The organism is Amycolatopsis echigonensis, assembly GCF_002846615.1.
Taxonomy (GTDB): domain Bacteria; phylum Actinomycetota; class Actinomycetes; order Mycobacteriales; family Pseudonocardiaceae; genus Amycolatopsis; species Amycolatopsis echigonensis.
The window spans coordinates 5,853,176-5,875,861 of the sequence record NZ_PJMY01000003.1 but is presented as its reverse complement, the minus strand read 5'-3'; the positions used below and the strand labels follow the sequence as shown (position 1 = coordinate 5,875,861).

Below are 22,686 nucleotides of genomic sequence, written 5' to 3'. Positions count from 1 at the left end.
GAGTGGACGAACCCCGGCCGCCGCGCGCGGCCGCCAAGGAGGCAGACGTGGACGACGCCGTCCTGCGCCCGGATCCGGCCACGCCGGACTCCCCTCGCCGCACCCCGCGCAAAGCCGCCGTGTCCTCGTGGATCGGCAGCGCTCTCGAGTACTACGACTTCTTCATCTACGGGACGGCCGCGGCGCTGATCTTCCCGAAAGTGTTCTTCCCGCACGGCAACGCGGCCGCCGCGACCGTCGCCTCGCTCGCCACCTTCGGCGTCGCCTACGTGGCGCGCCCGGTCGGCTCGTTCCTCTTCGGGCACCTCGGCGACACGATCGGCCGGAAACGAGTGCTGCTGCTGACCCTGTCCGGGATGGGCCTCGCGACCTTCCTCATCGGCGTCCTGCCCGGATACAGCACGATCGGATTCGCCGCACCGATTCTGCTGCTGGTGCTGCGGCTGGTGCAGGGTCTCGTCGTCGCCGGAGAACAGTCGAGCGCCGGTTCGACGACCCTCGAACACGCCCCGCCGGGCAAACGCGCGTACTTCACCAGCTTCACCCTCGCCGGCACGCAGTTCGGGCTGATCCTGGCCACCGCGGTGTTCCTGCCGATCTCGGCGATGCCGAGCGAGGAACTGCTGTCCTGGGGCTGGCGGATCCCGTTCCTGCTCAGCGCCGCGGTGACGGTGGCCGGCTGGTGGATCCGGCGGTCCCTGCACGAAAGCCCGGAGTTCGAGACCGCGAAGCACGAACGCGCCACGCCCCGGGCTCCGCTCGCCGTGCTGCTGCGCCACCACACGCCGGACGTGCTCAAGATCGTGTTCAGCGCACTGGTGTCGGTGTCCAGCACCATCGTCACCATCTACTCGCTGACCTACGGGGCCTCCACCATCGGCATGTCCCGCACCGCGCTGCTGTGGATGATCATGACCGGGAACATCGTCGCGCTCGTGGCCATCCCGCTGTTCGGCAAGGCAGGCGACCGGTTCGGCCGCAAACCCGTGTTCCTCTTCGGCTCCCTCGGCGTGGCCGTGCTGATCTGGCCGTTCATCTGGGCGGTCAGCCAGAACAACCTGGCCCTCGTCTTCGTCGTCGGAATCCTGTTGTCCGGCATCGTGTACAGCGCCTACGGCGGCGTCGGCTACGCACTGTGGACCGAGCAGTTCGGCACCCGGGTCCGGATGTCCGGCGTCGCGGTCGGCACGCAGTTCGGCTTCGCGCTCGGCGGGTTCGCGCCGTCGGTCGCCGCCGCGCTGGCCGGGCCCAAGCTGGCGAACTGGATGCCCGTCGCCGCGCTGACCACCGCCGCCTGCGTGGTCTCCGCGCTCGCCGTGCTGACCATGCGCGAGACCTACCGCACACCGCTGGCCGACCTGGGCCGCCCGGTCTCCCGCCCCGCCAATGACGAGCGCACCGTCACCGCTTGACGCCCCGCGGGCGGGCGGCCGAACCGCCGCCCGCCCAGGAGTCCACATGCGACACCACCGGCTGCTGATCCTCAACGGCCCCAACCTGAATCTCCTCGGCACCCGCGAGCCCGACCTCTACGGCACGCACACGCTGGCCGACGCCGAACAACTCGCCGCGGCCCGCGCCAAGGAACTCGGCTACGAAACCGATTTTCTGCAGAGCAACTGGGAAGGAGCGCTGATCGACCGTCTTCACGAAGCCCGAGGCGCCACCGACGGCGTCGTGCTCAACCCCGGCGCGCTCACCCACACCTCCGTCGCCCTCCGCGACGCGCTCCTTGCGTCCGAACTGCTCGTCGCCGAAGTGCACCTCACCAACATCCACCGACGCGAGCCGTTTCGGCACCACTCCTACGTTTCCGACCTCGCCGAAGCAGTGATTGCCGGTGCGGGCATTCACGGCTACGCCTACGGAGTCGAGGTCTTGCACCAAGCTCTCGAACGCCGGGACGTCCGCTCGACGAGGCCGCCACCGCACGCAAGGCCCGGCGAACCTGCAGGCGCTGCTGGATAACGCCGTCCTGGGCACCCGATTCCAGACCGGCGGCTCCGAGCTCTGCGAGGCCGTTCAGTCGCAGGACCACGGCCGAGGGGTCAAGCGGAGGTCCGGCGAACCCGCTGGCGGGGCCGGACCTGGCTGGCCGGTGCGGACGGCTCGCCGGAGCAGCACCACGATGGGCGCCAGGCAGACCAGCAAGGCAACCACGCTGGCCTCCGGGCCACGGTCCCTGACACCGGGCAAGCCTATCCGCGCAGGCCGTCGGTCCGTACGCACCCGGGAGCCGTGAGCGGCATCACCCGGACCGCCGCCGCGGGAACCCGGCGGGCCTCGCGGCCGTTGACCGTACTTACGGCACCGTAAGTTACGGTCGCGTAGGTACGAAAGGTCGTCCTCATGCCGCTTTCCGAAAGCACGCGCTTGTTGCACGAACTGGAAGGGACGGTCGAGGAGAATCTCAACCGGCACCTCGCCGCCGCGCAGGAGTGGATGCCGCACGAGTACGTCCCCTGGAGCCAGGGGCGCGACTTCGCCGATCTCGGCGGGGAGGCGTGGGACCCCGAGCAGTCCCGGGTCAGCCCGGTCGCGCGGACGGCGCTCGAGGTCAACCTGCTCACCGAGGACAACCTGCCGAGCTACCACCGCGAAATCGAGCGCGCGTTCGGCCGCGACGGGGCCTGGGGCACCTGGGTGCACCGGTGGACGGCCGAAGAGGGCAGGCACGGCATCTGCATCCGCGACTACCTCCTGGTGACCCGCGCCGTCGACCCGGTCGAGCTGGAACGCATGCGGATGGCGACCATGCAGGCCGGCTACGCGACCGGCGACAAGCCGCTGCTGCGCGTCTGCGCGTACGTCTCGTTCCAGGAGCTGGCCACCCGGCTCTCGCACCGCAACACCGGCCGCTACACCCAGGACCCGCTCGCCGAACGCCTGCTGGCCAGGGTGTCCACGGACGAGAACCTCCACATGGTCTTCTACCGCAACCTGGTCAAGGCCGCGCTGGAGATCTCTCCCGACGCGACCCTGCGCGCGATCGCCGACGAGGTCCTGAACTTCGCGATGCCGGGCGCGGTGATCCCGAGCTTCGCCCGGAAAGCGGCGCTGATCGCCAAGGCCGGCATCTACGACCTGCGCATCCACCACGACGACGTCATCCTCCCGCTGCTGCGCTACTGGAAGGTGTTCGACCTGACCGGCCTCGGCCCGGTGGGCGAAACCGCACGAGACGAGCTGGCGGCCTTCCTCGTTTCCCTTGGCACGCAAGCATCTCGCTTCGAAGAACGCCGCGACGCCGCCGCCGCACGCCGCGATGCCGCGAAAGGCTGAGGTCACCGCTGACGACGGGCCGCTCAGTCGCCTGAGTCAGCCCAAATCACCACCATTGGCGTGAACCAGCCGGGCACCGACGCCGTGATGTGGTAGCTGATCGAGAGTCTGGTCGCCGCGGTCCCCGGCGGGAAGACGGCGGCCATCATCGTGCCCAGCGGGCCGACCCAGCGGCAATCCAGCAAACCTGCCGCGGTGTGGTCCGATTCGGCGACAAGGCCGCAGCTGAGCTGCAGTCGCGTTTGGACGCACTGTTGGCCGAGTTCGTCGCGCGCGACGAATCAGCTGGGCGCAGGCATCCGTTTCTGTGGAGCGGGCTCGAAGGTCCTGGTGAAGACGGCACTGCCGAGGGCTGACGGCTGGGCGCCTCTGCCTCGGCGTTGCCCCGGCGGGTGCCGACACCGGCGTTGGCTCAGCCACTGGATCACTTGGAGCGCAAGGGAAAACGATCTTCTACTCAGCACGCGAACTACCCGGCACGTGGGCGAGCACGTTGACGACGGTGCCGCCCGGGTCCTCGACGAAGAACCGCCGCACGCCCCACGGTTCGTCGGTGAGCGGATACACGACGCGCAGCCCGCGCCGGACCGCTTCGGCGTGGGCTCGCTCGACTGCAGCCGGTTCGCCGAGGTCGATGCCCCAGCGCGGAACGGGATCGGTGCCTCCGGGCGGAAGGACGAGCACCTGGGCGGCCGGGTTGTCGCCGCTGCGGAGGCCGAGAACCGGATCGTCCATGGCGACGTCGAGTCCGAGGACGCGGACGTAGAAGTCGCGGGTCGCGGCGTCGTCGGGGCCTTCGGAGTAGGCGATGATGCGCTTGATCACCCGGTCAGCGTCGCAGAGCGGGTTCGCGGAAGCTTGGAGAAACGGGAGCTAGCCGCCGGTGGAGTAGGCGATGCGGCGGTGCCGTCCGGGGCGTTGGACTCGCCAGTGCCGCCCGCGCGACGACCGGCCGGAGCCCCGAGCCGTCAGCGCCAGATGACGTTCGGCGAACTGTTCCGCCGTGATGCTCATCAGGACGGGGTACTTGATCTCCCCGCGCCGCAACTCGGCGTCGCGGAGCCGGGCCTCCTCGCGAAAACCCAGCTCGCCGTGCAGCGACAACGAGGCGAAATTGCTGCCGTTGACGCTCACCTCGCACGCCCGGTACCGGCACCGCTCGAACATGAACGCCAGGAGCAGCGCGACGGCGTCGGCGGCGTACCCGCAGCGGCGGTGCTGCGGGCCGATCCCGATGCCGTAGCTGAACCGGCCGGCGAACGGGTCCGTTTCGACCCAGACCGACCCGACGAGCGTCCGGTTGTGCAGCGTCTCGATCGCGAAGTGGAAGCCGTCCGGGGAGGCGTGCCCGCGATGCGTCGCCCAGTGCCGGTAACCGCCGACCTGCGGGTCCCGAGCCCGGACCGAGTCCCGGTCGAATCCGGCGAGGGTGCGCTGGTCGCCGGGGCGGACCTCGCGCAGCCGCACCTTCCGTCCGACCTCGTCGACCCGCCACGGGGCGACGGCGCCGGACCCGGCCCGCCGAGACACATTCGTGATCATCGGGAGTGATGGTACCGGGCCGCGTCCGGACCGCGTTCAGGAGAATCCCCGATCGGAGCCGGATCCCGTCACTCTTTGCAGTTTCCCTTCGTGGGCAACGGTTTGTCCGGGTCGAACTCGCCCGGCTCCCGGCTGACCGAGGGAGCGTCGTAGTTCGGGTCGCTGAACGCGGGCGCCAGGTCTTCGGACTCGGCCGTGCGGCACGCGACACTGGTGAAGAACGAGCCTCCGGCACCCGTCCACAGTCCGCGGTCGCCCGGTGCCCAGCCCGAGCCGCTGCGCACGATGTAGTCGGTGTCGACCCGGACGAAGGGATCCAGGTCAGCGGGCCCTTCGACGACGCGGCTGCCGGGATCGAAGGCATAGGCCACCACGTACGAGACGTGCACCATCAGTTCGCCGGTTTCGCCGGGGCGAACGGTCATCTTCCCGGTCATTCTCGGCTGCACGGGCAGGAGGTGGTAGCCCTCGGCCAGGTAGATCGCGTAGTGCCGGACATGGGCTTGGAGGTCCGCCCGCTGGTCCGGCGCGAAGAGCCCGATGTACCCGTCCGGGTGATGTCCTTCCAGGACGTCCTTGTCGAACTGCGCGACCTCGACCGCGTGCTTCACCTGCTCCTGCGCGTCCCCGACCTGCTTCGCGGAGAACGAGCCGACCTTCGCCGGGGCCGGGATCGTCAGGCCGGCGATGCCCTCGGGCCAGTTCTGCGCCGGGGTCTTCTCGAACGGCCGGGTCAGGTCGACGGGCGCGGAGTCGGGGAGGTCGGTCGGCGCGGGCGCGGTGGTGGTCGCCGCGGGCACGGAGGGGGTGTTCCCGGCGATCTCCTCCGGACGCGTCCCCTGCTTCCACAGGTAAAACCCCGCCGCGGCCACGACGATCACGACCGCGGCGGAGATGGTCAGCCACCTGCGCCTGCGCGCCCGGCGACGCTGGCGGCGCAGGCCGGTCCAGGCTTCCTTCTCGGCGTGCCGCCGCCAATCCGGATCCATCAGATCCGGGTGATTCTCGATGTTGTGCTCGTCCACTCGCCCGCCTGTCTCGTCGATCCCGCACCCAAAGATCGACAGCCACGGGCGGGCGTTACGAGCGGCGGACCTTCGCAATCAATTCGGAATCCAGGCGGTCCTCAAATCAATTTGCACGGAATGTCGGCATTTTCGTCGAGGTGATACGAAGCGCACACGCGGTGGTAACCGTCCGCGATGACGAGGTCGTCGGCCGTCTCGAAACCGGGGTGGCCGTGCCCGCGGACGAGCAGCACCGGCGAGAGCGCTTTGCCGTCCTTGACCTTCTCGAGATCCTTCGCGACGTGCACGTTGTCCTCGGGCAGCAGCTTCAGCCTGCTGGCGCGCAGGATGTCCTTCGCTTTGCGGTGCGTCAGCTTCGCTTCTTTCAGCTGATCGACCAGGCCGGTCGCGGCTTCCTCGGGCGCGACGAGGGTGAGATAGTCGAATGCTGCCGGATAATCGTGCTCGTCCGGTTCGTCTTTCCAGTGTTCTTTCATGACGCCTCCCTCGATTCGACCTCTTGGGCAGCCTTGGCAGCGCGGGACGCGGCCCACGCGGTGACGCCGACGCTGATCAGCGCCGCGGCGAGGATCGCCCCGCCCTCGCCCGGGGCGAGCAATCGTTCGCGCGTGCCGATCGTGACCGCCGCGACCGGCACCCCCAGTTGCGCACCCGCGAGCACGGCCAGCGGCAACGGCTGTCCCAGCAGCCGCGTCGCGCCGTGGACCACGATCGACCCGGCCGCGATCAACGCCGCCAGCAGGAGCATCACCGGATGCTGGCCGAGCGCGCGCACGTCGAGCGAAGCGCCCAGCCACACGAAAAACACCGGTCCGAGAAAGCCGTCGGTCACCGCGAACAACTGCCGCGCGAGCCGGCGCGGCTCCCCCACCGCGGCCAGCGCGAGCCCCGCGACGAATCCCGCCAGCATCACCGACACCCCGACGAGCTGAGCCAGCCCGGCGAGTCCGAAAAGGACAATCAGCGCGACCCGGAGTTCGAGGCCGAAATGCCGGGACTTGCTGAGGTCGTGCGCTTTGTCGACGAGGCCGCGGGAATGCAGCCACCGCAAGATCGCGAACCACGCCGCACCGGCCGCGACCACCGCCAGCGCGCCCAGGGCCGCCCGCCCGGCCCGCTCCGGCGCCGCCGCCAGCGGCAACGCCACGATGCACGCCGTGTCCGCGATCGCGACCTGCACGATCAAGGCCAGCGCGGGCGGCGTGCCGAGTTTCGTCTCGTTCAGCACCGGCATCACCAGCGCTGCGGAACTGGACGCGAGGAGGACGGCGTAAAGCAGCCCGTGCCCGGTGCCGATGAGCGCCGCCACCCCGAATCCGGCGGGCACGGACAACACGCCCACGAGCGCGGCCAGCAACGCCCCTCGCCCGGCCGCGACGCGCAACGCCGGGTCCCGCAACGGCACGTGGCTGCCCGCGACCAGCATCACCAGCGCGAACCCGGCGGAGGCGACGTAGGAGAGGATCGGATCGTCGGCCTTCACCCAGCCGAACCCGGTCCGGCCGACGACGACGCCGAGCAGGATTTCCCCGACGACGATCGGGATCCGGGCGCGTTCCGGGGTGGCCAGCAGCGGCCCGGCCAGACCGGCGAGAAGGACGACGGCCATCGCGAACAGAGTCATCGGCACGCCTCCTCCCGCCGGGTATTGTCGCCCGGCCCGGCTTTCCGGACCACTCCCGTCACCTGGTTGCGGCGCGGCTGCGGCATCCGGAAATCCGGCGCTCGTCCGGCCCGGCACCGCGAACGTCCGGAGGGAGCTTAGTTCCAACGCCAGGAACTCAAGGCGGCACGATGGGCGGGGCTGAAGCGCTCCTGCCGAGGCCGAATGACCTCGCGGGCCCGGGCTGACTGGCGACGGGCCCTCCGGGTGCTGGGAGCGGGTTATCGTCCGCGAACAGCCGAATAGCGATAAATCGGGCGTTCGCCAGGCTTGGCGTCCTTTGTGGACGCTCAACAGCCGGTGCGGCCACGCGGCTTGACTCCCTGGCATCAAAGGGGCCCCTCACCGACCCCGAAGCCGCGCACAACGGCTACAGAGAAAACCACAATGCGGCCCGGTCCTAGCCGCCGACAACTGGCCAGCCGCGGAATGCCTCCGCCGAAACCCCGGGCGCCGACCGTCAGCGGCGGATCAGTCCCTGCTCCTTCCCCGCCGCCACCGCCGCGGTCCGGGAATCCACTCCGAGCTTCGTGTAGATGTGCACCAGATGCGATTTCACCGTCGCCTGGCTCAGAAACAGCCTCTTGCTGATCTCCAGGTTCGACAGCCCGTCCGCGACCAGCCCCAGCACCTCGATCTCCCGCGGCGACAACGCGGCCGCCGGGGTGCGCATGCGGTTCATCAGGCGGTGGGCGACCGCGGGGGCCAGGACGGTCTGTCCGGCGGCGGCGTTCCGCACCGCGGCGGCGAGGTCCTCCGGCGGCGCGTCCTTCAGCAGATACCCAGTGGCGCCCGCTTCGATCGCGGCCAGGATGTCGCCGTCGGTGTCGTAGGTCGTCAGGACCAGGACTTTCGGCGCGTCCGTCGCGGCGGTGATCTTCGCGGTCGCTTCGGAGCCGTGCATTCCGGAGCCGAATTGGAGATCCATCAGCACGACGTCCACCCCGGCGGCCAGGCGGACCGCTTCCGCGGCGGAGGACGCTTCGGCGACGACCTCCAGGTCCGGCTCGGTTTCCAGGACGGCGCGCAGTCCGGCCCGGACGACGGGATGGTCGTCGGCCAGCAGGAGGCGGATCATCGCGGCTCCACGGGGAAGCTCACGGCCAGTGCGGTGCCGGTGCCGGGCGACGATTCCACGGTCCACGAGCCGCCGAGGGACCGGGCGCGGGCGCGCATCGCGGGCAGGCCGAAACCGCTGCCGCTGCGCACTGCTTGCGGGTCGAAGCCGATGCCGTCGTCCACGGCGTCCAGGGTGATGCTCGTGTCCATGTAACTCAAGGTCAGCTCGGCCCGGCCGGCCGCGGCGTGCCGGACGGTATTGGCCAGCGCCGATTGGGCGATGCGCAGCAAGGCGACCTCGTACGCCGTCGGCACGTCGAACGGGGTGCCGCTGAGGTGAAAGTGGACAGTCAGGCCGGAACGTTGTTGCGTGGTCGCGCAGAGGCGTTCCAGCGCCGCGGGCAAGGAAGCGCCTTCCAACTCCACCGGGGCCAGGGCGTAGACGAGACGGCGGGCTTCGGTCAGGTTGTCTTGGGCGGCTTGCCGAGCCTGGGCGACGTGCGGGACCGCGGCGTCGGGACGGTCCGGCAAAGCGCGTTCGGCGGCGCGGAGCAGCAGGTGGATGCTCGACAGCCCCTGGGCCAGGGTGTCGTGGATTTCCCGTGCCAGCCGTTCGCGTTCGGCGAGGACTCCGGCGGAATGTTCCATCGCGGCCAGGTCGTTGCGGGTTTCGCGCAGCTCCTCGATGAGGTGCCGCCGTTGCTCGCTTTCGCGGTAGAGCACCTGGTAGCCGAGCACGGTGGCGACCGCGACGGCGGCTCCGAGCGCCGGGCCGATGATCACGCCGACGCTGAATCCGCCTTGGTGGCGCGTGAAACCGGCAATCGCGAGGACGGTGGTGAGCGCGACGACGACGAGACCCCAGCGTGTCGGCAGCAGATGCATCTGGAGGAAGTACAGCGGGAAAGCCAGCCACACCCCGTCCGGAGTGAGCCACAGCAGCACGAGCCACGCGATGCCCAGCACGGCAAGCCATCCGGCCGTCGCGCCCGGCACCCGGCCGACGCGGGACAGCAGCGGGCCCGCGGTGTAGACGCCGCCCATCACCAGCGCACCCGCGAGCACCGCGGGTGCGTTCGGGAGGCCTTCGGCGAACGCGCGCGCGACGGCGAGCACCAGCAGCCCGGCCAGCAGGAGGTGCAGGCAGACGCGCAGCACGCGCAACGGCCGGTCGAGGGTGTGCGGGTTCACGAAAGCCTCCTGCCTCGATTGTCCGGGTCCCGAGCGGAATCCGCATCAATCGAAAGGTTGAGCGGCGAGTGCACCCATCGATTCCCAGCCGGCCATCCGCAGCGCGATGTTCCCGCGCACCGGCCGGACGAGGCTGGGTGGCACACCGAGAAGGAAGGGACGCACATGTTCGTCGCGTGGCGGGATCTGCGCTTCGCCAAGGGCCGGTTCGCGTTGATGGGGACCGTCGTCGTGCTGATGACGTTGCTGGTCGGGCTGTTGTCCGGGCTCACCGCGGGGCTGGCCGCGCAGAGCACGTCCGCGATCACCGGATTACGGGCCGATCACCTGGTCTTCGCCGAACCCGGCCGCGGATCCCTCTCGTTTGGACAGTCCACAGTGACCCGAGAGCAGGCCGAGCAGTACGCCCGGGTTCCCGGAGTGACCAGCGCGGAGCCGATCGCGATCAGCACGGCCAGCGCGGCGGTCGGCGGGCGCACCGCCACGGTGGCGGCGTTCGGGGTCCGGAACCCGAGCCCGGGCACGGCCGTGTTGTCCACCGGCGCGGCCGACGCGTTGAAGGCCACGGAAGGCGATCAGCTCACCCTGCAAGGCCAGAAGGTCACCGTGACCGCCATCGCCGGAGACGACTCCTACAGCCATCTCCCGGTGGTGTGGACGCATTCCGCCGGTCCAAACGCGACAGTCCTCGCGGTGACCACCGACCCGTCCACCGATTTCGCCGCGGCGGACGCGCGCCTCGGCACTCGCACCGTCGCGAAGGACGACGCGTTGTCCGCGATCGGTTCCTACTCGGCGGAAAACGGCTCGCTCCAGCTCATGCGCGGGTTCCTCTTCGTGATCGCCGCGCTGGTGATCGGCGCGTTCTTCACCGTGTGGACGATCCAGCGCAGCCGCGACATCGCGGTGCTGAAAGCGCTCGGCGCGACCACGAAGTACCTGCTGCGCGACGCACTCGGCCAAGCCGTCGTGCTGCTGATCGGCGGAACCGTGCTCGGGACCGGGCTCGCCGCCGCGCTCGGAGCGGTCGCGTCGGGAACGGTGCCGTTCGTGCTCGGCGCGGGCACCTTGCTCGGCCCGGCCGCGGTGCTGGTGGTCCTCGGTGTGCTCGGGGCCGCGCTGGCGGTCCGTCGCATCACCTCCGTCGATCCGCTGACCGCCCTCACCTCCGGAGCGCACTGATGAGCCTGCACCTGTCCGGCGTCACCCTCACCTACCCCGACGGCGATTCCCGTCTCACCGCGCTCGACCAGGTCGACCTCCACGTGCCTGCCGGGAGCGTCGCCGCGGTGGTCGGACCGTCCGGGTCCGGCAAATCGAGCCTGCTGGCCGTCGCCGCGACGCTCATCCGGCCGGATCGCGGACGCGTGGTCGTCGGCGAGGTCGACACCGCGGACCTCGACCGGGCCGCGCTGGCGGACCTGCGTCGCTCGACGATCGGGATCGTGTTCCAGCAACCGAATCTGCTCGCCTCGCTCACCGCGGTGGAACAGCTGGAAGTCATGGCGCACCTGAACGGAACGCCGCGTCGCGAGGCGACGAAACGAGCGAGGGAGCTGCTCGACGCGGTCGGGCTCGCCGACCGGGCCATACATCGGCCGGGGCGGCTTTCCGGCGGACAGCAGCAGCGGGTGAACATCGCGCGCGCGTTGATGAACGAGCCCGCGGTGCTGCTGGTCGACGAACCGACGAGCGCGCTGGACCAGGACCGCGGCGCGGCGGTGATCGATCTGCTCACTACGATCACGCACCAACAGGCGACGGCGACCGTACTGGTCACCCACGACCGCTCCCACCTCGAAGGGGTCGACTCGGTGCACGAGGTCGTCGACGGACGGATCCACCAGCCGGCCCGGGCCGGCGCCGAGGAGAACCGATGACGAAGAAGATCTACTGGGCCGCCGCGATCTACACGATCCTCGGCCTGCTCGGCGGGCTCTACTACCGCGAGCTGACCAAGGCGAGGAACTTCACCGGCGACACCCAGCTGTCCATTGTGCACACCCACCTGCTCGCGCTCGGGACGCTGGTGTTCCTGATCGTCCTGGTGCTGGACAAGGTGTTCGCGCTCTCGGAGACGAGGTCGTTCGCGCCGTTCTTCTGGATTTACCACGCCGGGATGCTGATCACGGTCGGCGGAATGGTCGTGCACGGCACGCTCACCGTGCTGGGCAAGGAATCCGGCGCGGCGATCGCCGGGATCGCCGGGCTGGGGCACATCCTGCTGACGGTGGCGTTCGTCCTGCTGTTCGTCGGCCTGCACGGCCGGATCTGGAAGCCCGCCGAGACGAAAGCCTGACGTACCGTGAAGGACTCCTTGCGGGAATCTGGTTCCCGCAAGGAGTCCTTCACGGACTTACCGGCGGCGGAAGGTGAGCGCCGCGAGGCCGGCGCCGACGAGCGCGATCGCCGCGGAGCCGACGAAGGCGACCGAGTAGCCGCTGGTCAACGCCGCCGGGTCGCCGAGCGCACCCGCGCCCGAAGCCGCCGCCAGCGCGGTCATCACGGCCAGCCCCAGCGCCGAACCCACCTGGTAGCCGGTGTTCACGATGCCCGACGCGAGCCCGCCTTCTTCCGGCCGGGCCGCGGAAATCGCCGTGCTGAGCGACGGGATGAACGCCAGCGACATCCCCAGCGCCGCGACGAGCGACGCGGGCAGGACGTCGACCCAGAAGCTGCCGTCCGCGCGCACCAGCGCGAGCCAGCCCAGTCCGGCCGCCAGCAAGAGCAGTCCGGCGACGATCGGCGGCTTCGGGCCGAACCGGCCGATCACCCGCGGGGCCAGCGCGATCATTCCCAGCATGATCAGCGCGGTCATCGGCAGCAGCGCGGCGCCGGCCGGGAAGGCGCGGAAGCCGAGCACCTGCTGCAGGTAGAGGTTCAGGAAGAACCACATCGGAATCCACGCCGCACCCAGGAAAACCTGCGCCAGGTTCGCAGCGCCGAGCCGGGGAGCGCGGAAAATCGACAACCGCATCAGCGGAGTGCGTGCTTTCGCTTGCCGCACCACGAAACCGGCCAGCAAGACGAAACCGGCACCGAGCGCGATCCAGGTTTCCGCGGCCGCCCAGCCCGCTTCCGGAGCGCGGACAATCCCGTACACCAGCGTGCCCAAGCCGAGGGTGACAGTCAGCGCGCCGAGGACGTCGACGGCGCCGCGGGTTCCCGCCGCTCCCCCAGGCAGGACGGCCCGAGTCGCGAACAGGGCGAGCAGCGCGATCGGCACGTTCAGGTAGAACACCCACGGCCACGACAGGTACTCGGTGATCACTCCGCCGAGGAACACCCCCGCGGTACCGCCGGCCGGAGCCGCCGCGCCGTACAGTGCCAGGGCTTTGGTGAGTTCCTTCGGATTGCTGCCGAAGAGCATCATCAACAACGTCAGCGCGGACGGGGCGATGAGCGCGGCTCCCGCGCCCTGTACGACCCGGCCGGCGAGTTCGACCGGCACGTTCCCCGCGGCTCCGGCGAGCACCGAACCGGCCAGGAGAATGGCCCACCCAGCGGCGAAAAGCCTTCTGGCGCCGAACAAATCCGATAGTCGCCCGCCGAGCAGCAGCAAGCCGCCGAAGGCGATCACGTAAGCGTTGAAGACCCAGGACAGGGTGCTGGGCGTGAAGCCGAGGGCGTCGCGCATGCGCGGCAGTGCGACGCCGATGATCGAGGTGTCCATGATCACCATGAACTGGGCCAGGGCGATCAGCCCGAGCGCCCACCAGCGGAGGGTGTTCGGCCGGGTTTCTTGTGCGGTAGTCATCGTTTTTCGCTTTCTCTTCAAGGGGAACGGCAGCAGCACGGCATCCGGCGGCTCAGGCGAGTCCGGCGTCGAGGACGAACGCCGCGGTACGCACGACGCCCTCGGCCTGGAAGTCCAGGTACAGCAGGTACCGGCCGGTCGTCGGGGCTTCGGCGTGGAAGCGGATCTCCGGCCCGGGCTTCCCGTCGGCGAGCGCGTGGATGTGCAGGTAAGCGAGGTCGCCCTGGCGCAGCGCGACCAGATGCCCGAACGACCCCAGATACGGCTCCAGATCGGTGACCGGCTGTCCGTCGCGGGTCACGCGGGCGGTCAGCATCGTTCCGGCGCCGGCCGCGAGCGTGCCTTCGAGGGTCACCTCGTAGCCGTCGACCACGCTCTTCGCGACCGGTTCCGGGGCCTGCGGCTGGTAGTCACCGGCCACCTCGACCGTGCGCGACAGCGTGACGCTCTCGCCGCCCGCCGGGGTCAGATCGGTGAAGACCCGGTAGGTGCCCGCCGCGTCCCACGTCCAGGGGATCGTCCATACGCCGGTCTCCGGGTCGAGCACCGGATGACGGTGCCGGAAGTGCGCGCCGTCGGTGCGAACCACGATCAGGTGTAACTGCTTGCCGTGCGCCTCCTCGTATTTGGTGACCGGTTGTCCACCGGCGGTGGCGACGGTGAACGAAAGCTCGCCGTCCTGCCCCGCGCGAGCGGGGGCGTGCACCACGCCGAGCTGGACCTCGCCGGCCGAAAGTGCGGTGCCGTTGACGTTCATCGGTTTCTCCTTCGCTCGTTCTCGACGGCACGAACTTTATACCCCTAGGGGGTATCTGGAAGTGTGTCGTGGGTCTCAGTCCGGGCGACGCCGGCCCTTGTCTGCGCCTGCGCCCGGCGTTACGCTTCGTCAACGGCGGTGCGCCCGCACCGCCCGTTCCGTTCGCTCTCGAGGAGGTGCGCGTGCTTCTGACTTCCGGACAGCTCGCCGACCTCCGTCAGCGCACGCGCCAGTCCGCCTGGAACAAGGGGCGCGTCGCGCACGGCTGGCCAACGCGGCCCTGAGCGGTCTCCCCGCTCGGTCGCGCTCTCGCCCGGGACCCCGGGTCCCGGTGCCGTCAGGCCTCCGCCTGACCACTCTTCACGGTCCCCTGACCCGCGCCGATCCGGCGCGTCGGCGGCCGTGGACCCAGCCGAGAAAAGACGAGAGGAACTCCGATGGTCGACCCCGAGGTCACCGTCAACGGGAAACGCACCGCGATCGGCGACGTTCCCGTCCACACCACGGCACTGGACTGGCTCCGCGGACAGGGCCTGACCAGCTGCAAGGAGGGCTGCGCGGAAGGCGAATGCGGCGCGTGCGCGATCCTGGTCGCGCGCCCCGGCGTCGCATCCCCGACGGACCTGGTCGCGATCAACGCGTGCCTCGCCCCGGTCGGTTCGCTGGACGGGCAGGAGGTGTGGACGGCCGAGGGTCTCGGGTCCACTGAGGACTTGCACCCGGTCCAGCACGAAATGGCCGTGTGCGGCGGATCCCAGTGCGGGTACTGCACTCCTGGGTTCGTCTGCAGCATGGCGGCCGAGTACTACCGCAGCGACCGCGACGCGACCGGCGACGACCACGCGCCGAACGGCTTCGACATCCACGCGCTGAGCGGCAATCTCTGCCGCTGCACCGGATACCGGCCGATCCGCGACGCCGCGCACGCGCTCGGTGCTCCTCCGGCCGAAGACCCGTTGGCGCAGCGGCGAACCTGCCGCGCACCAGAACCCGTCGCGACGCAACTGCATGACGGCGGCCGGGACTACCTTCGCCCGGCCAGCTGGGCCGAAGCGCTGCAGCTGCGCCACGACCGTCCTAACGCGACTTTCGTGGCCGGGTCGACGGACTGGGGCGTCGAGGTGAACATCCGCGGCGTGCGAGCGGACTGCGTTGTCGCCATCGATCGCGTGCCGGAGCTGCAGGTCCTGGACATCGGCGCGGACGCGATCGAGATCGGCGCCGGGCTGAGCCTGACCGAAATGGACCGCCGTCTCGGCGGACGGGTGCCGCTGCTGAGCCAGCTGATCCCGCAGTTCGCGTCCCGGCTGATCCGGAATGCCGCGACCCTCGGCGGAAACCTCGGCACCGGTTCGCCGATCGGCGACTCGGCACCGGTGCTGCTCGCCCTCGGCGCAAGCGTTGTCTTGTCCTCTGTAGACGGAGAGCGCGAGGTGCCGCTCGCCGAGTACTTCACCGGCTACCGGCAGAGCGTCCGGCGGGCCGACGAGCTGATCCGGTCGGTGCGGATTCCCTTGCCGCTGGCCGGAACCACCGCGTTCCACAAGGTCGCGAAGCGGCGGTTCGACGACATTTCCAGCGTCGCCGTCGCGTTCGCGCTTGACATCGAAGACGGTCTCGTGCGCACCGCGCGGATCGGGCTCGGCGGGGTCGCCGCGACGCCGATTCGCGCTATCGAAACCGAAGCCGCACTCGTCGATCAGCCATGGAGCGAGGAAACCGTCCGCGCCGCGGCGGAAATCCTGCGCGGCGAGGGCACGCCGATGGACGACCACCGAGCGAGCGCTGCCTACCGCGCCGCGACTTTGGGCCGCAGCTTGCTGAAACTTCACGCCGACTCCCTGGAGGGGGCACGAGCATGAGCGCCTTGTCCGAACGCCCGGAAAGCCCGTCCATCGGGATCGCCCGGCCGCACGAAGCCGCCGCAGCGCATGTCCGGGGCACCGCGTTGTACACCGACGACCTCGTCGCCCGCACCAAGGACGTGCTGCACGCGTACCCCGTACAGGTAAACGAGGCCCACGCGAAGGTGCTCGCGATCCGCACCGAAGCGGCCGAAGCCGTACCCGGCGTGGTTCGCGTCCTCACCGCGGCGGACGTCCCCGGCGTCAACGATTCCGGCGTGCACCACGACGAACCGCTGTTCCCGTCCGAGGTCATGTTCTACGGCCACGCGGTGTGCTGGGTGCTCGGCGAGACGCTGGAGGCGGCACGGCTGGGCGCGGCGGCCGTCGAGGTGGACACCGAGGCGCTGCCGTCGCTGGTGACAGTCGGCGAAGCGATCGCCGCGGGCAGTTTCCAGGGCGAGCCGCGGGTGGTGGCACGCGGCGACGTCGACCCGGCGCTGGCCAGTTCGGCGCACGTTTTCCGCGGCGAGTTCGACTTCGCCGGCCAGGAGCACTTCTACCTGGAAACCCAATGCGCACTGGCCCACGTCGACGAATCCGACCAAGTCTTCGTGCAGAGCAGCACGCAACATCCGTCGGAAACGCAGGACATCGTGGCGCACGTGCTGGGTAAGCACAGCCACGAGGTCACCGTGCAGAGCCTGCGGATGGGCGGCGGGTTCGGCGGCAAGGAATGGCAGCCGCACGGGTACGCCGCCGTCGCCGCGCTCGGAGCCACGCTCACCAGACGTCCGGTGCGGCTGCGGCTCACCCGCACGCAGGACATGACGATGACCGGCAAGCGGCACGGTTTCCGCGCCGAATGGAGCGTCGGTTTCGACGCCGACGGCAAGCTGCAGGCCCTCGACGTCGTGCTGACCGCGGACGGCGGCTGGAGCCTCGACCTGTCCGAACCGGTGCTCGCCCGCGCGCTGTGCCACGTCGACAACGCGTACTGGATTCCGCACGTCCGCGCGATGGGGCGGATCGCGAAGACGAACAAGACGTCGCAGACCGCGTTCCGCGGCTTCGGCGGGCCGCAGGGCATGCTGGTGATCGAGGACATCCTCGGCCGCTGCGCACCGCTGCTCGGCATCGACCCGGCTGAGCTGCGGCGGCGCAACTTCTACACCGAAGGCCAGGACACGCCGTACGGGATGCCGGTCCGGCACCCGGAACGCCTCCACCGGATCTGGCAGCAGCTGCTGGACTCGGGCGACGCCGAACGTCGGCAGGCCGAGATCGCCGCGTACAACGCGAAACACGCGCATGCCAAGCGCGGCCTCGCGATCACGCCGGTGAAGTTCGGGATTTCCTTCAACCTCACTGCGTTCAACCAGGCCGGCGCGCTGGTGCACGTCTACAAAGACGGCTCGGTGCTGATCAACCACGGCGGCACCGAAATGGGCCAGGGCCTGCACACGAAGATGCTACAGGTGGCCGCGACCGCGCTGGGCGTGCCGCCGGAGAAGGTGCGGCTGGCCCCGACCCGGACGGACAAGGTGCCGAACACCTCGGCCACCGCGGCGAGTTCGGGCGCGGACCTCAACGGCGGTGCGGTCAAGAACGCCTGCGAGCAGATCCGCGACCGGCTTGTCGCCGTCGCGGCGGGCAAGCTCGGAGTCCCGGAAAGCGACGTCCGGATCGTCCGCGGCGCCGCGCGCACGTCCTCCGGCGAGGAAATCGGCTGGGACGAGCTCGTGCACGCGGCCTACTTCGACCGGGTGCACCTGTCGGCCGCCGGGTACTACCGGACCGAGGGGCTGAGCTGGGATTCCGCCACGATGAGCGGATCGCCGTTCAAGTACTTCGCCTACGGCGCGGCGCTGGCCGAGGTCGAGGTGGACGACTTCACCGGCGCGTACCGGACGCGGCGGGTCGACATCGTGCACGACGTCGGCGACAGCCTGTCCCCGCTGATCGACATCGGCCAGATCGAGGGCGGCTTCGTGCAGGGCATGGGCTGGCTGACGCTGGAAGACCTGCGCTGGGACGAATCCGACCGGCCGTCTCGCGGACGGCTCGCGACCCAGGCGGCGAGCACGTACAAGCTGCCGAGCCTGTCGGAGATGCCGGAGGAATTCAACGTCACGCTGCTGGCCGACGCCGCGGAAGAAGGCGCGGTCTACGGCTCGAAGGCGGTCGGCGAGCCGCCGTTGATGCTGGCCTTCGCGGTGCGGGAGGCGTTGCGGCAGGCGGTCGCCGCCTTCGGAGAGCCCGGGCGAAGCGTCGATCTGGCTTCTCCGGCGACGCCGGAGGCCGTGTTCTGGGCGATCGACCGCGTCGTCACCGCCGCTCCGGAGATCGAAGCGCAGGTGCCGGATCTGGTGGGCCAGCCATGAACTGGATCAGCGCGGTCCAGCACCTGCGGGACGCGGGGCTGCCGGGCGTGCTCGTCACCGTGACGTCCTCGCGCGGGCACACCCCGCGCGAGGGCGGCGCGAAAATGGTGGTCGGCCCCTCGGAATGCCACGGCACGATCGGCGGCGGCAATGCCGAGGCGGTCGCGATCGACCGGGCCCGGGAACTGTTGCGGGACAACGCGACCGCGCCGGTGCTGCAAACGCTTTCGCTGTCCGACAAGGCTCCTTACCAGCACGGCGTGCAATGCTGCGGAGGGACGATGACGCTGTTGTTCGAGCCGCTTCCGGTGCGTCCGGCGGTGGCGGTCTTCGGGGTCGGGCACGTCGGCCTGGAGCTGGCGCGGGTGCTCGCCCGGCACGAGGTCTCGCTGCACCTGATCGACAGCCGGCCGGAGCAGCTGACCGCGGAACGGCTGGCCGTGCTCGACGACGCGGTGGCGAGCGTGCACGTCCACCAGGTCCCGCTGCTGCCGGAGACGGTGCTCGCGGAGCTGCCCGCGGGCACGCACGTGCTGATCATGACGCACGACCACGCCGAGGACATCGCGCTGTGCGACGCGGCTCTGCGCAGCGGCACGTGCGGGTCGGTCGGCCTGATCGGGTCCGCCGGGAAATGGTCGCGGTTCCGGAAACGCCTGACCGACCTCGGCCACGACGAGGCGGCGCTGTCCCGGATCACGACCCCCATCGGGCTCCCGGACCTGACCGGGAAGGAACCGGCGGTGATCGCGGTGAGCGTCGCGGCGGCGCTGCTGCGGAAATTCCAGGCGCGGGTCCAGCCGGGAGCCCTTCAGGCGTAAATCGCTTGCCTGCCCCCGGGAGCACGACTGGGATACGGGGAGACACCGTCAGCTCCTGGGGGCCTCCTGCCATGGAAATCCGGCACAACAACGACTACGAGCTCTTCTTCAGCACCGTCCAGGCCGCGTTCGGCCGCTACTGGACGGACTCGGCGGGCAGCGGCATCCTGGGCGCTTTCGAGAGCGAACGGAGCTTGATCGCCCACGCGGCGGACGGGAAACCGGTCGGCACCACCGGCGCGTACTCCTTCGACCTCACCCTGCCAGGCGACGTGCTCTCCCCCGCCGCGGGCGTCACCGCCGTCGGCGTGCTGCCGACGCACCGGCGGCAGGGAGTGCTCCGCGCGATGATGCAGGAGCACCTCGCCGACGTTCGCGCCCGCGGAGAGTTCCTGTCCGTCCTGCTCTGCTCCGAAGCGGTGATCTACCGGCGCTTCGGCTACGGACCAGCGACTTACACGGAGCGGATGACCGTCGAACGGCACCGCTCCGCTTTCGCCGCACCACGCGGGGGCACTGCGGTCGCGACCGGCTCCGTCGAACTGCTTCGGCGCGTCGACTGCGCGGAGCTGCTGGAAGAGATCTACGACCGCTACCGCCGCACCCAGCCCGGCGCGCTTTCGCGACCGCACCGCTGGTGGGCGCTCGGCGCGGGACATCCGCCGACCGGCCCGGAGCCGCGGTACCTCGCCGTGCACCGGGACGCCGAGGGCACCGCGGACGGGTACGCGAGCTACCTGGTCAACGGCGACACCCTGACGGTCGACGAGGTCATCGCGGTCGACGACGCCGCTTTCACCTCGCTGACCCAGTACCTGCTCGGGCACGACCTGGTCAAGAAGATCGAGTTCAAGCACCTTCCGCCAGGGAACCCGCTGCGCTGGCAGTTGGCGGATCTGCGCGCGGGCGAGCCGGCCGAAACGGACTGGCTGTGGGTGCGGTTGCTGGACATCCCGCGCGCCCTGACCACGCGAGGCTGGTTCACGGACGGTTCGCTGGTCCTGGACGTGACGGACCCGTTCCTGGAGGAGCACGGCCGGTACCGGCTGACGGTGCGCGACGGGAAGGCGGAGTGCGTGCGGACGGACCTCGCGCCGGACCTGTCGCTGGACGTGAGCGATCTCGGGTCGATCTATCTCGGCGGGACGCTGCCGAGCGTGCTGATCCGGGCCGGGCACATCCAGGCGCACCACGGCGAGGCGCCCGGGCTTGCGGACGCGCTGTTCCGGTCGGATCGCGCGCCGCACTGCGTGCACTGGTTCTAAGCCAGCACCTCAGCCGCCAACCGGCGGGCGTAGGCGGCGTCGAGCCCCTCCGGACGGAACAGGATCCGGTACATGATCGGCGCCACCACCCGGTCCATCACCGTCTCCGCCGGCGGGGCCGCCTCGCCCCGGGCGACCGCCCTGGCCAGGACGACTTCCACCTGGTCAGCGGCGTACGCCGAGCATTGCCCGGCGTTGCTGCCGTCCGGATCGCCGAGCAGCGCGTCGCGGATGTAGGCGCGGCCCGCCGGAGAGGCCATTTCGTCCAGGAACAGCTCGGTCCACGCCGCCAGGTCCGCGGCCAGCGAACCGTGGTCCTCCGGCGGCGCTTCCGGGCGCAACCGTTCGACCGCGACGTCCGACAGGAGTTCCTGCAGGTCGCCCCAGCGCCGGTAGATCGTCGACGGCGTGACGCCCGCCCGCGCCGCGACCTGGGGTACGGTCAGCGCGTCCCGGCCCGATTCGGCGATCAGGTCGCGGACGGCGGCGTGCACCGATTCCTGGACTCGCGCACTGCGCCCGCCCGGACGCACCATCCGCTTCTGGCTCACCGTGCCACTTTAAGGCGCGTCCGTTCGAGTGCGTGTCCGGTCCGCAGCAGCACCTGCTCGCCGTGCGGCCGGGCGAGGAGCTGCAGGCCGATCGGCATTCCGTCGAGGTCGTCGCCGATCGGGAGCGTCAAGGCCGGTACGCCGGTGATGTTCGCGGGGGCCGACAGCCGCACGTACGCGTCCGAGACCGCTTCGACGGTGCCATCGGACCAGGTGACCGTTTCCTGACCAGCAGGGACGGCGGTCATCGGAACGGTCGGCGCGGCGAGGACGTCGATCTCTTCGAACAGTCGAGTCCATTCCTGGCGCATGAGGGTGCGGGCGCGTTGTGCGCGCAGGTAGTCCCCCGCGCCCATCAGCTCACCGGCTTCGAGCAGGACCCGGACGTCGGCGGCGTACTGGCCGGGCACCGTGCGCAGGGTTTGTTCGTGATACGCCGTGGCTTCCGGAACCATCAGGCCCCAGTGCGTTGCCTGGAGGTAGCGCGTCAGCGGGATTTCGACGTCGACCAGCTCGGCCCCCAGCTCGGCGAGGCGGTCGATGGCGTCGCGAACGGCGGCTTCCACCGTCGGGTCGATGTGGTCGAAGTAGTAGTTGCCGGGGACTCCGACGCGCAGGCCGGTCAGGTCGTCGCCGATCGGGAACGACTGTCCAATCAAGACAGACAGCACGAGCGCGGCGTCCTCGACGGTGCGGGTGATCGGGCCGACGTGGTCCAGCGACCAGGACAGCGACGTCACGCCGTGGCGCGGGATGAGGCCGTAGGTCGGCTTGAGGCCGACGACTCCGTTCAGCGCGGCGGGCACCCGGATCGAACCGCCGGTGTCGGTGCCGAGGGCGAATGTCGCGGCGCCTGCTGCGACAGCTACCGCGGAACCGCCGCTCGATCCCCCGGCCACGCGGGAGGGGTTGCGGGCGTTGTGCGTCTGCGGAGTCGTGAGCCCGTAGGCGAACTCGTGCGTGTGGGTTTTGCCGAGGAGGACTGCTCCGGCGGCCTTGAGCTGGGCGGCGACGGTGCTGTCTTGTTCGGCGCGATGCCCGGCGCGGACCTGGGAACTGGCGGTGGTCGCGGTTCCGGCGACGTCGATCAGGTCCTTCAAGCCCATCGGGATGCCGTGCAGCGGGCCGCGGATCTGCCCGAGCGCGGCCGCTTCGGCCCGGACCCGATCTGCGTCGACCGCGACGTACGCGTGCAGCCGGGGTTCTACCTCGTCGATGCGAGCCAGGACGGCCTCGACTAGCTCGACGGGCGACACCCGCCGGTCCCGGATCGCGGCGGAGGCTTCGGCGAGGGTGAGGTCAGCGAGCGACATGCCGGACGTCCTCCTCCGCACGATAGGTGGAAGCCGGTGGCGTGTCGCCGAAATCCAGGTCGCGTAGGACTCTCACCACGGAGTGGATGTGGTTGGCGACGGCGGCCACGGTGGTGTGCCGCGCCGCAGCCAGCGGCAGTCCGGCACGGGCGGCCAGGCTCGCTGCCTCGTCGGGGGTCAGGTCGGACACGGAGACTCCTAAAAGCTAACCATTTGCTTTAAGCGACCG

The 22,686-nt window shown here is 70.2% G+C and carries 22 protein-coding genes; 10 read left to right on the top strand and 12 right to left on the bottom strand.

What is annotated here, in order from left to right; all coding sequences use genetic code 11:
• Nucleotides 1-47 precede the first annotated feature (47 nt).
• The 3 genes from ATK30_RS32945 to ATK30_RS32935 all read left to right on the top strand — a co-directional run bounded on the left by ATK30_RS32945 (nucleotide 48) and on the right by ATK30_RS32935 (nucleotide 3,282).
• Nucleotides 48-1,412 (top strand): MFS transporter, encoded by a 1,365-nt coding sequence (locus ATK30_RS32945; protein WP_101438696.1) that lies wholly within the window; start codon nucleotides 48-50, stop codon nucleotides 1,410-1,412.
• A 46-nt stretch (nucleotides 1,413-1,458) separates the two neighbouring features.
• A complete protein-coding gene (gene aroQ, locus ATK30_RS32940) occupies nucleotides 1,459-1,968 on the top strand; it encodes a type II 3-dehydroquinate dehydratase (RefSeq protein ID WP_101438695.1) in 510 nt (169 codons plus the stop codon).
• A gap of 381 nt (nucleotides 1,969-2,349) precedes the next feature.
• The gene (locus ATK30_RS32935; protein WP_101438694.1) at nucleotides 2,350-3,282 is read left to right on the top strand and encodes an acyl-ACP desaturase; all 933 of its coding nucleotides are present in this window, start codon (nucleotides 2,350-2,352) and stop codon (nucleotides 3,280-3,282) included.
• Nucleotides 3,283-3,735: 453 nt separating this feature from the next.
• Here ATK30_RS32935 and ATK30_RS32925 read toward each other — a convergent pair whose 3' ends face one another.
• The 7 genes from ATK30_RS32925 to ATK30_RS32895 all read right to left on the bottom strand — a co-directional run bounded on the left by ATK30_RS32925 (nucleotide 3,736) and on the right by ATK30_RS32895 (nucleotide 9,765).
• On the bottom strand, nucleotides 3,736-4,107 hold the full coding sequence (locus ATK30_RS32925; RefSeq protein ID WP_101438693.1) for a VOC family protein: 372 nt from the start codon (nucleotides 4,105-4,107) through the stop codon (nucleotides 3,736-3,738).
• Nucleotides 4,108-4,155: 48 nt separating this feature from the next.
• Complete coding sequence (locus ATK30_RS32920) at nucleotides 4,156-4,749, bottom strand: GNAT family N-acetyltransferase (protein WP_101441189.1); 594 nt, start codon at nucleotides 4,747-4,749, stop codon at nucleotides 4,156-4,158.
• Nucleotides 4,750-4,892: 143 nt separating this feature from the next.
• On the bottom strand, nucleotides 4,893-5,849 hold the full coding sequence (locus tag ATK30_RS32915) for a hypothetical protein (RefSeq protein ID WP_101438692.1): 957 nt from the start codon (nucleotides 5,847-5,849) through the stop codon (nucleotides 4,893-4,895).
• A gap of 101 nt (nucleotides 5,850-5,950) precedes the next feature.
• Nucleotides 5,951-6,328, bottom strand: coding sequence for a hypothetical protein (locus ATK30_RS32910; protein ID WP_101438691.1), 378 nt, complete (start codon nucleotides 6,326-6,328; stop codon nucleotides 5,951-5,953).
• On the bottom strand, nucleotides 6,325-7,476 hold the full coding sequence (locus ATK30_RS32905) for a cation:proton antiporter (RefSeq protein WP_101438690.1): 1,152 nt from the start codon (nucleotides 7,474-7,476) through the stop codon (nucleotides 6,325-6,327). The genes ATK30_RS32910 and ATK30_RS32905 overlap by 4 nt, the downstream gene beginning before the upstream one ends.
• Nucleotides 7,477-7,975: 499 nt before the next feature.
• Nucleotides 7,976-8,593 (bottom strand): response regulator, encoded by a 618-nt coding sequence (locus ATK30_RS32900; protein ID WP_101438689.1) that lies wholly within the window; start codon nucleotides 8,591-8,593, stop codon nucleotides 7,976-7,978.
• Nucleotides 8,590-9,765: a sensor histidine kinase gene (locus ATK30_RS32895; RefSeq protein WP_101438688.1), complete on the bottom strand. Its 1,176-nt coding sequence runs from the start codon at nucleotides 9,763-9,765 to the stop codon at nucleotides 8,590-8,592. The genes ATK30_RS32900 and ATK30_RS32895 overlap by 4 nt, the downstream gene beginning before the upstream one ends.
• 165 nt (nucleotides 9,766-9,930) lie before the next feature.
• On the opposite strand from ATK30_RS32895, the gene ATK30_RS32890 reads away from it, so the two are divergent.
• From ATK30_RS32890 to ATK30_RS32880, 3 genes are read left to right on the top strand one after another with little or no spacing between them, the layout of a single operon-like run.
• On the top strand, nucleotides 9,931-10,947 hold the full coding sequence (locus ATK30_RS32890) for an ABC transporter permease (RefSeq protein ID WP_101438687.1): 1,017 nt from the start codon (nucleotides 9,931-9,933) through the stop codon (nucleotides 10,945-10,947).
• Nucleotides 10,947-11,645, top strand: a complete 699-nt coding sequence (locus ATK30_RS32885; protein WP_101438686.1) for an ABC transporter ATP-binding protein — start codon at nucleotides 10,947-10,949, stop codon at nucleotides 11,643-11,645. The genes ATK30_RS32890 and ATK30_RS32885 overlap by 1 nt, the downstream gene beginning before the upstream one ends.
• Nucleotides 11,642-12,064 (top strand): DUF2871 domain-containing protein, encoded by a 423-nt coding sequence (locus ATK30_RS32880; protein ID WP_101438685.1) that lies wholly within the window; start codon nucleotides 11,642-11,644, stop codon nucleotides 12,062-12,064. The genes ATK30_RS32885 and ATK30_RS32880 overlap by 4 nt, the downstream gene beginning before the upstream one ends.
• Before the next feature lie 57 nt (nucleotides 12,065-12,121).
• Here the strand turns inward: ATK30_RS32880 and ATK30_RS32875 are convergent, their stop codons facing one another.
• The gene (locus ATK30_RS32875) at nucleotides 12,122-13,522 is read right to left on the bottom strand and encodes an MFS transporter (protein WP_101438684.1); all 1,401 of its coding nucleotides are present in this window, start codon (nucleotides 13,520-13,522) and stop codon (nucleotides 12,122-12,124) included.
• Between the two features lie 52 nt (nucleotides 13,523-13,574).
• Nucleotides 13,575-14,279, bottom strand: a complete 705-nt coding sequence (locus tag ATK30_RS32870; RefSeq protein WP_101438683.1) for a hypothetical protein — start codon at nucleotides 14,277-14,279, stop codon at nucleotides 13,575-13,577.
• 437 nt (nucleotides 14,280-14,716) lie between these two features.
• On the opposite strand from ATK30_RS32870, the gene ATK30_RS32865 reads away from it, so the two are divergent.
• From ATK30_RS32865 to ATK30_RS32850, 4 genes are all read left to right on the top strand, one after another.
• On the top strand, nucleotides 14,717-16,141 hold the full coding sequence (locus ATK30_RS32865; protein ID WP_101438682.1) for a xanthine dehydrogenase small subunit: 1,425 nt from the start codon (nucleotides 14,717-14,719) through the stop codon (nucleotides 16,139-16,141).
• On the top strand, nucleotides 16,138-18,507 hold the full coding sequence (gene xdhB, locus ATK30_RS32860; RefSeq protein WP_101438681.1) for a xanthine dehydrogenase molybdopterin binding subunit: 2,370 nt from the start codon (nucleotides 16,138-16,140) through the stop codon (nucleotides 18,505-18,507). The genes ATK30_RS32865 and xdhB overlap by 4 nt, the downstream gene beginning before the upstream one ends.
• Nucleotides 18,504-19,328, top strand: a complete 825-nt coding sequence (gene xdhC / locus ATK30_RS32855) for a xanthine dehydrogenase accessory protein XdhC (RefSeq protein ID WP_101438680.1) — start codon at nucleotides 18,504-18,506, stop codon at nucleotides 19,326-19,328. The genes xdhB and xdhC overlap by 4 nt, the downstream gene beginning before the upstream one ends.
• Before the next feature lie 71 nt (nucleotides 19,329-19,399).
• A complete protein-coding gene (locus ATK30_RS32850) occupies nucleotides 19,400-20,593 on the top strand; it encodes a GNAT family N-acetyltransferase (protein WP_101438679.1) in 1,194 nt (397 codons plus the stop codon).
• Here the strand turns inward: ATK30_RS32850 and ATK30_RS32845 are convergent.
• The 3 genes from ATK30_RS32845 to ATK30_RS32835 are packed head-to-tail and all read right to left on the bottom strand — an operon-like array spanning nucleotide 20,590 to nucleotide 22,647.
• Entirely contained in the window at nucleotides 20,590-21,144 is a 555-nt protein-coding gene (locus tag ATK30_RS32845) for a TetR/AcrR family transcriptional regulator (protein ID WP_101438678.1), read from the bottom strand. The genes ATK30_RS32850 and ATK30_RS32845 overlap by 4 nt on opposite strands.
• Entirely contained in the window at nucleotides 21,141-22,457 is a 1,317-nt protein-coding gene (locus tag ATK30_RS32840) for an amidase (RefSeq protein WP_101438677.1), read from the bottom strand. Before ATK30_RS32840 ends, ATK30_RS32845 begins: the two co-directional genes overlap by 4 nt.
• Nucleotides 22,444-22,647 (bottom strand): hypothetical protein, encoded by a 204-nt coding sequence (locus ATK30_RS32835; RefSeq protein ID WP_101438676.1) that lies wholly within the window; start codon nucleotides 22,645-22,647, stop codon nucleotides 22,444-22,446. Before ATK30_RS32835 ends, ATK30_RS32840 begins: the two co-directional genes overlap by 14 nt.
• Nucleotides 22,648-22,686 lie beyond the last annotated feature (39 nt).

Coding starts and splice junctions, on each gene's coding strand:
- aroQ (WP_101438695.1), top strand. CDS start 1,459: ATGCGACACCACCGGCTGCTGATCCTCAACGGCCCCAACCTGAATCTC.
- ATK30_RS32935 (WP_101438694.1), top strand. CDS start 2,350: ATGCCGCTTTCCGAAAGCACGCGCTTGTTGCACGAACTGGAAGGGACG.
- ATK30_RS32910 (WP_101438691.1), bottom strand. CDS start 6,328: ATGAAAGAACACTGGAAAGACGAACCGGACGAGCACGATTATCCGGCA.
- ATK30_RS32905 (WP_101438690.1), bottom strand. CDS start 7,476: ATGACTCTGTTCGCGATGGCCGTCGTCCTTCTCGCCGGTCTGGCCGGG.
- ATK30_RS32900 (WP_101438689.1), bottom strand. CDS start 8,593: ATGATCCGCCTCCTGCTGGCCGACGACCATCCCGTCGTCCGGGCCGGA.
- ATK30_RS32890 (WP_101438687.1), top strand. CDS start 9,931: ATGTTCGTCGCGTGGCGGGATCTGCGCTTCGCCAAGGGCCGGTTCGCG.
- ATK30_RS32885 (WP_101438686.1), top strand. CDS start 10,947: ATGAGCCTGCACCTGTCCGGCGTCACCCTCACCTACCCCGACGGCGAT.
- ATK30_RS32880 (WP_101438685.1), top strand. CDS start 11,642: ATGACGAAGAAGATCTACTGGGCCGCCGCGATCTACACGATCCTCGGC.
- ATK30_RS32875 (WP_101438684.1), bottom strand. CDS start 13,522: ATGACTACCGCACAAGAAACCCGGCCGAACACCCTCCGCTGGTGGGCG.
- ATK30_RS32870 (WP_101438683.1), bottom strand. CDS start 14,279: ATGAACGTCAACGGCACCGCACTTTCGGCCGGCGAGGTCCAGCTCGGC.
- ATK30_RS32865 (WP_101438682.1), top strand. CDS start 14,717: ATGGTCGACCCCGAGGTCACCGTCAACGGGAAACGCACCGCGATCGGC.
- xdhB (WP_101438681.1), top strand. CDS start 16,138: ATGAGCGCCTTGTCCGAACGCCCGGAAAGCCCGTCCATCGGGATCGCC.
- xdhC (WP_101438680.1), top strand. CDS start 18,504: ATGAACTGGATCAGCGCGGTCCAGCACCTGCGGGACGCGGGGCTGCCG.
- ATK30_RS32850 (WP_101438679.1), top strand. CDS start 19,400: ATGGAAATCCGGCACAACAACGACTACGAGCTCTTCTTCAGCACCGTC.
- ATK30_RS32840 (WP_101438677.1), bottom strand. CDS start 22,457: ATGTCGCTCGCTGACCTCACCCTCGCCGAAGCCTCCGCCGCGATCCGG.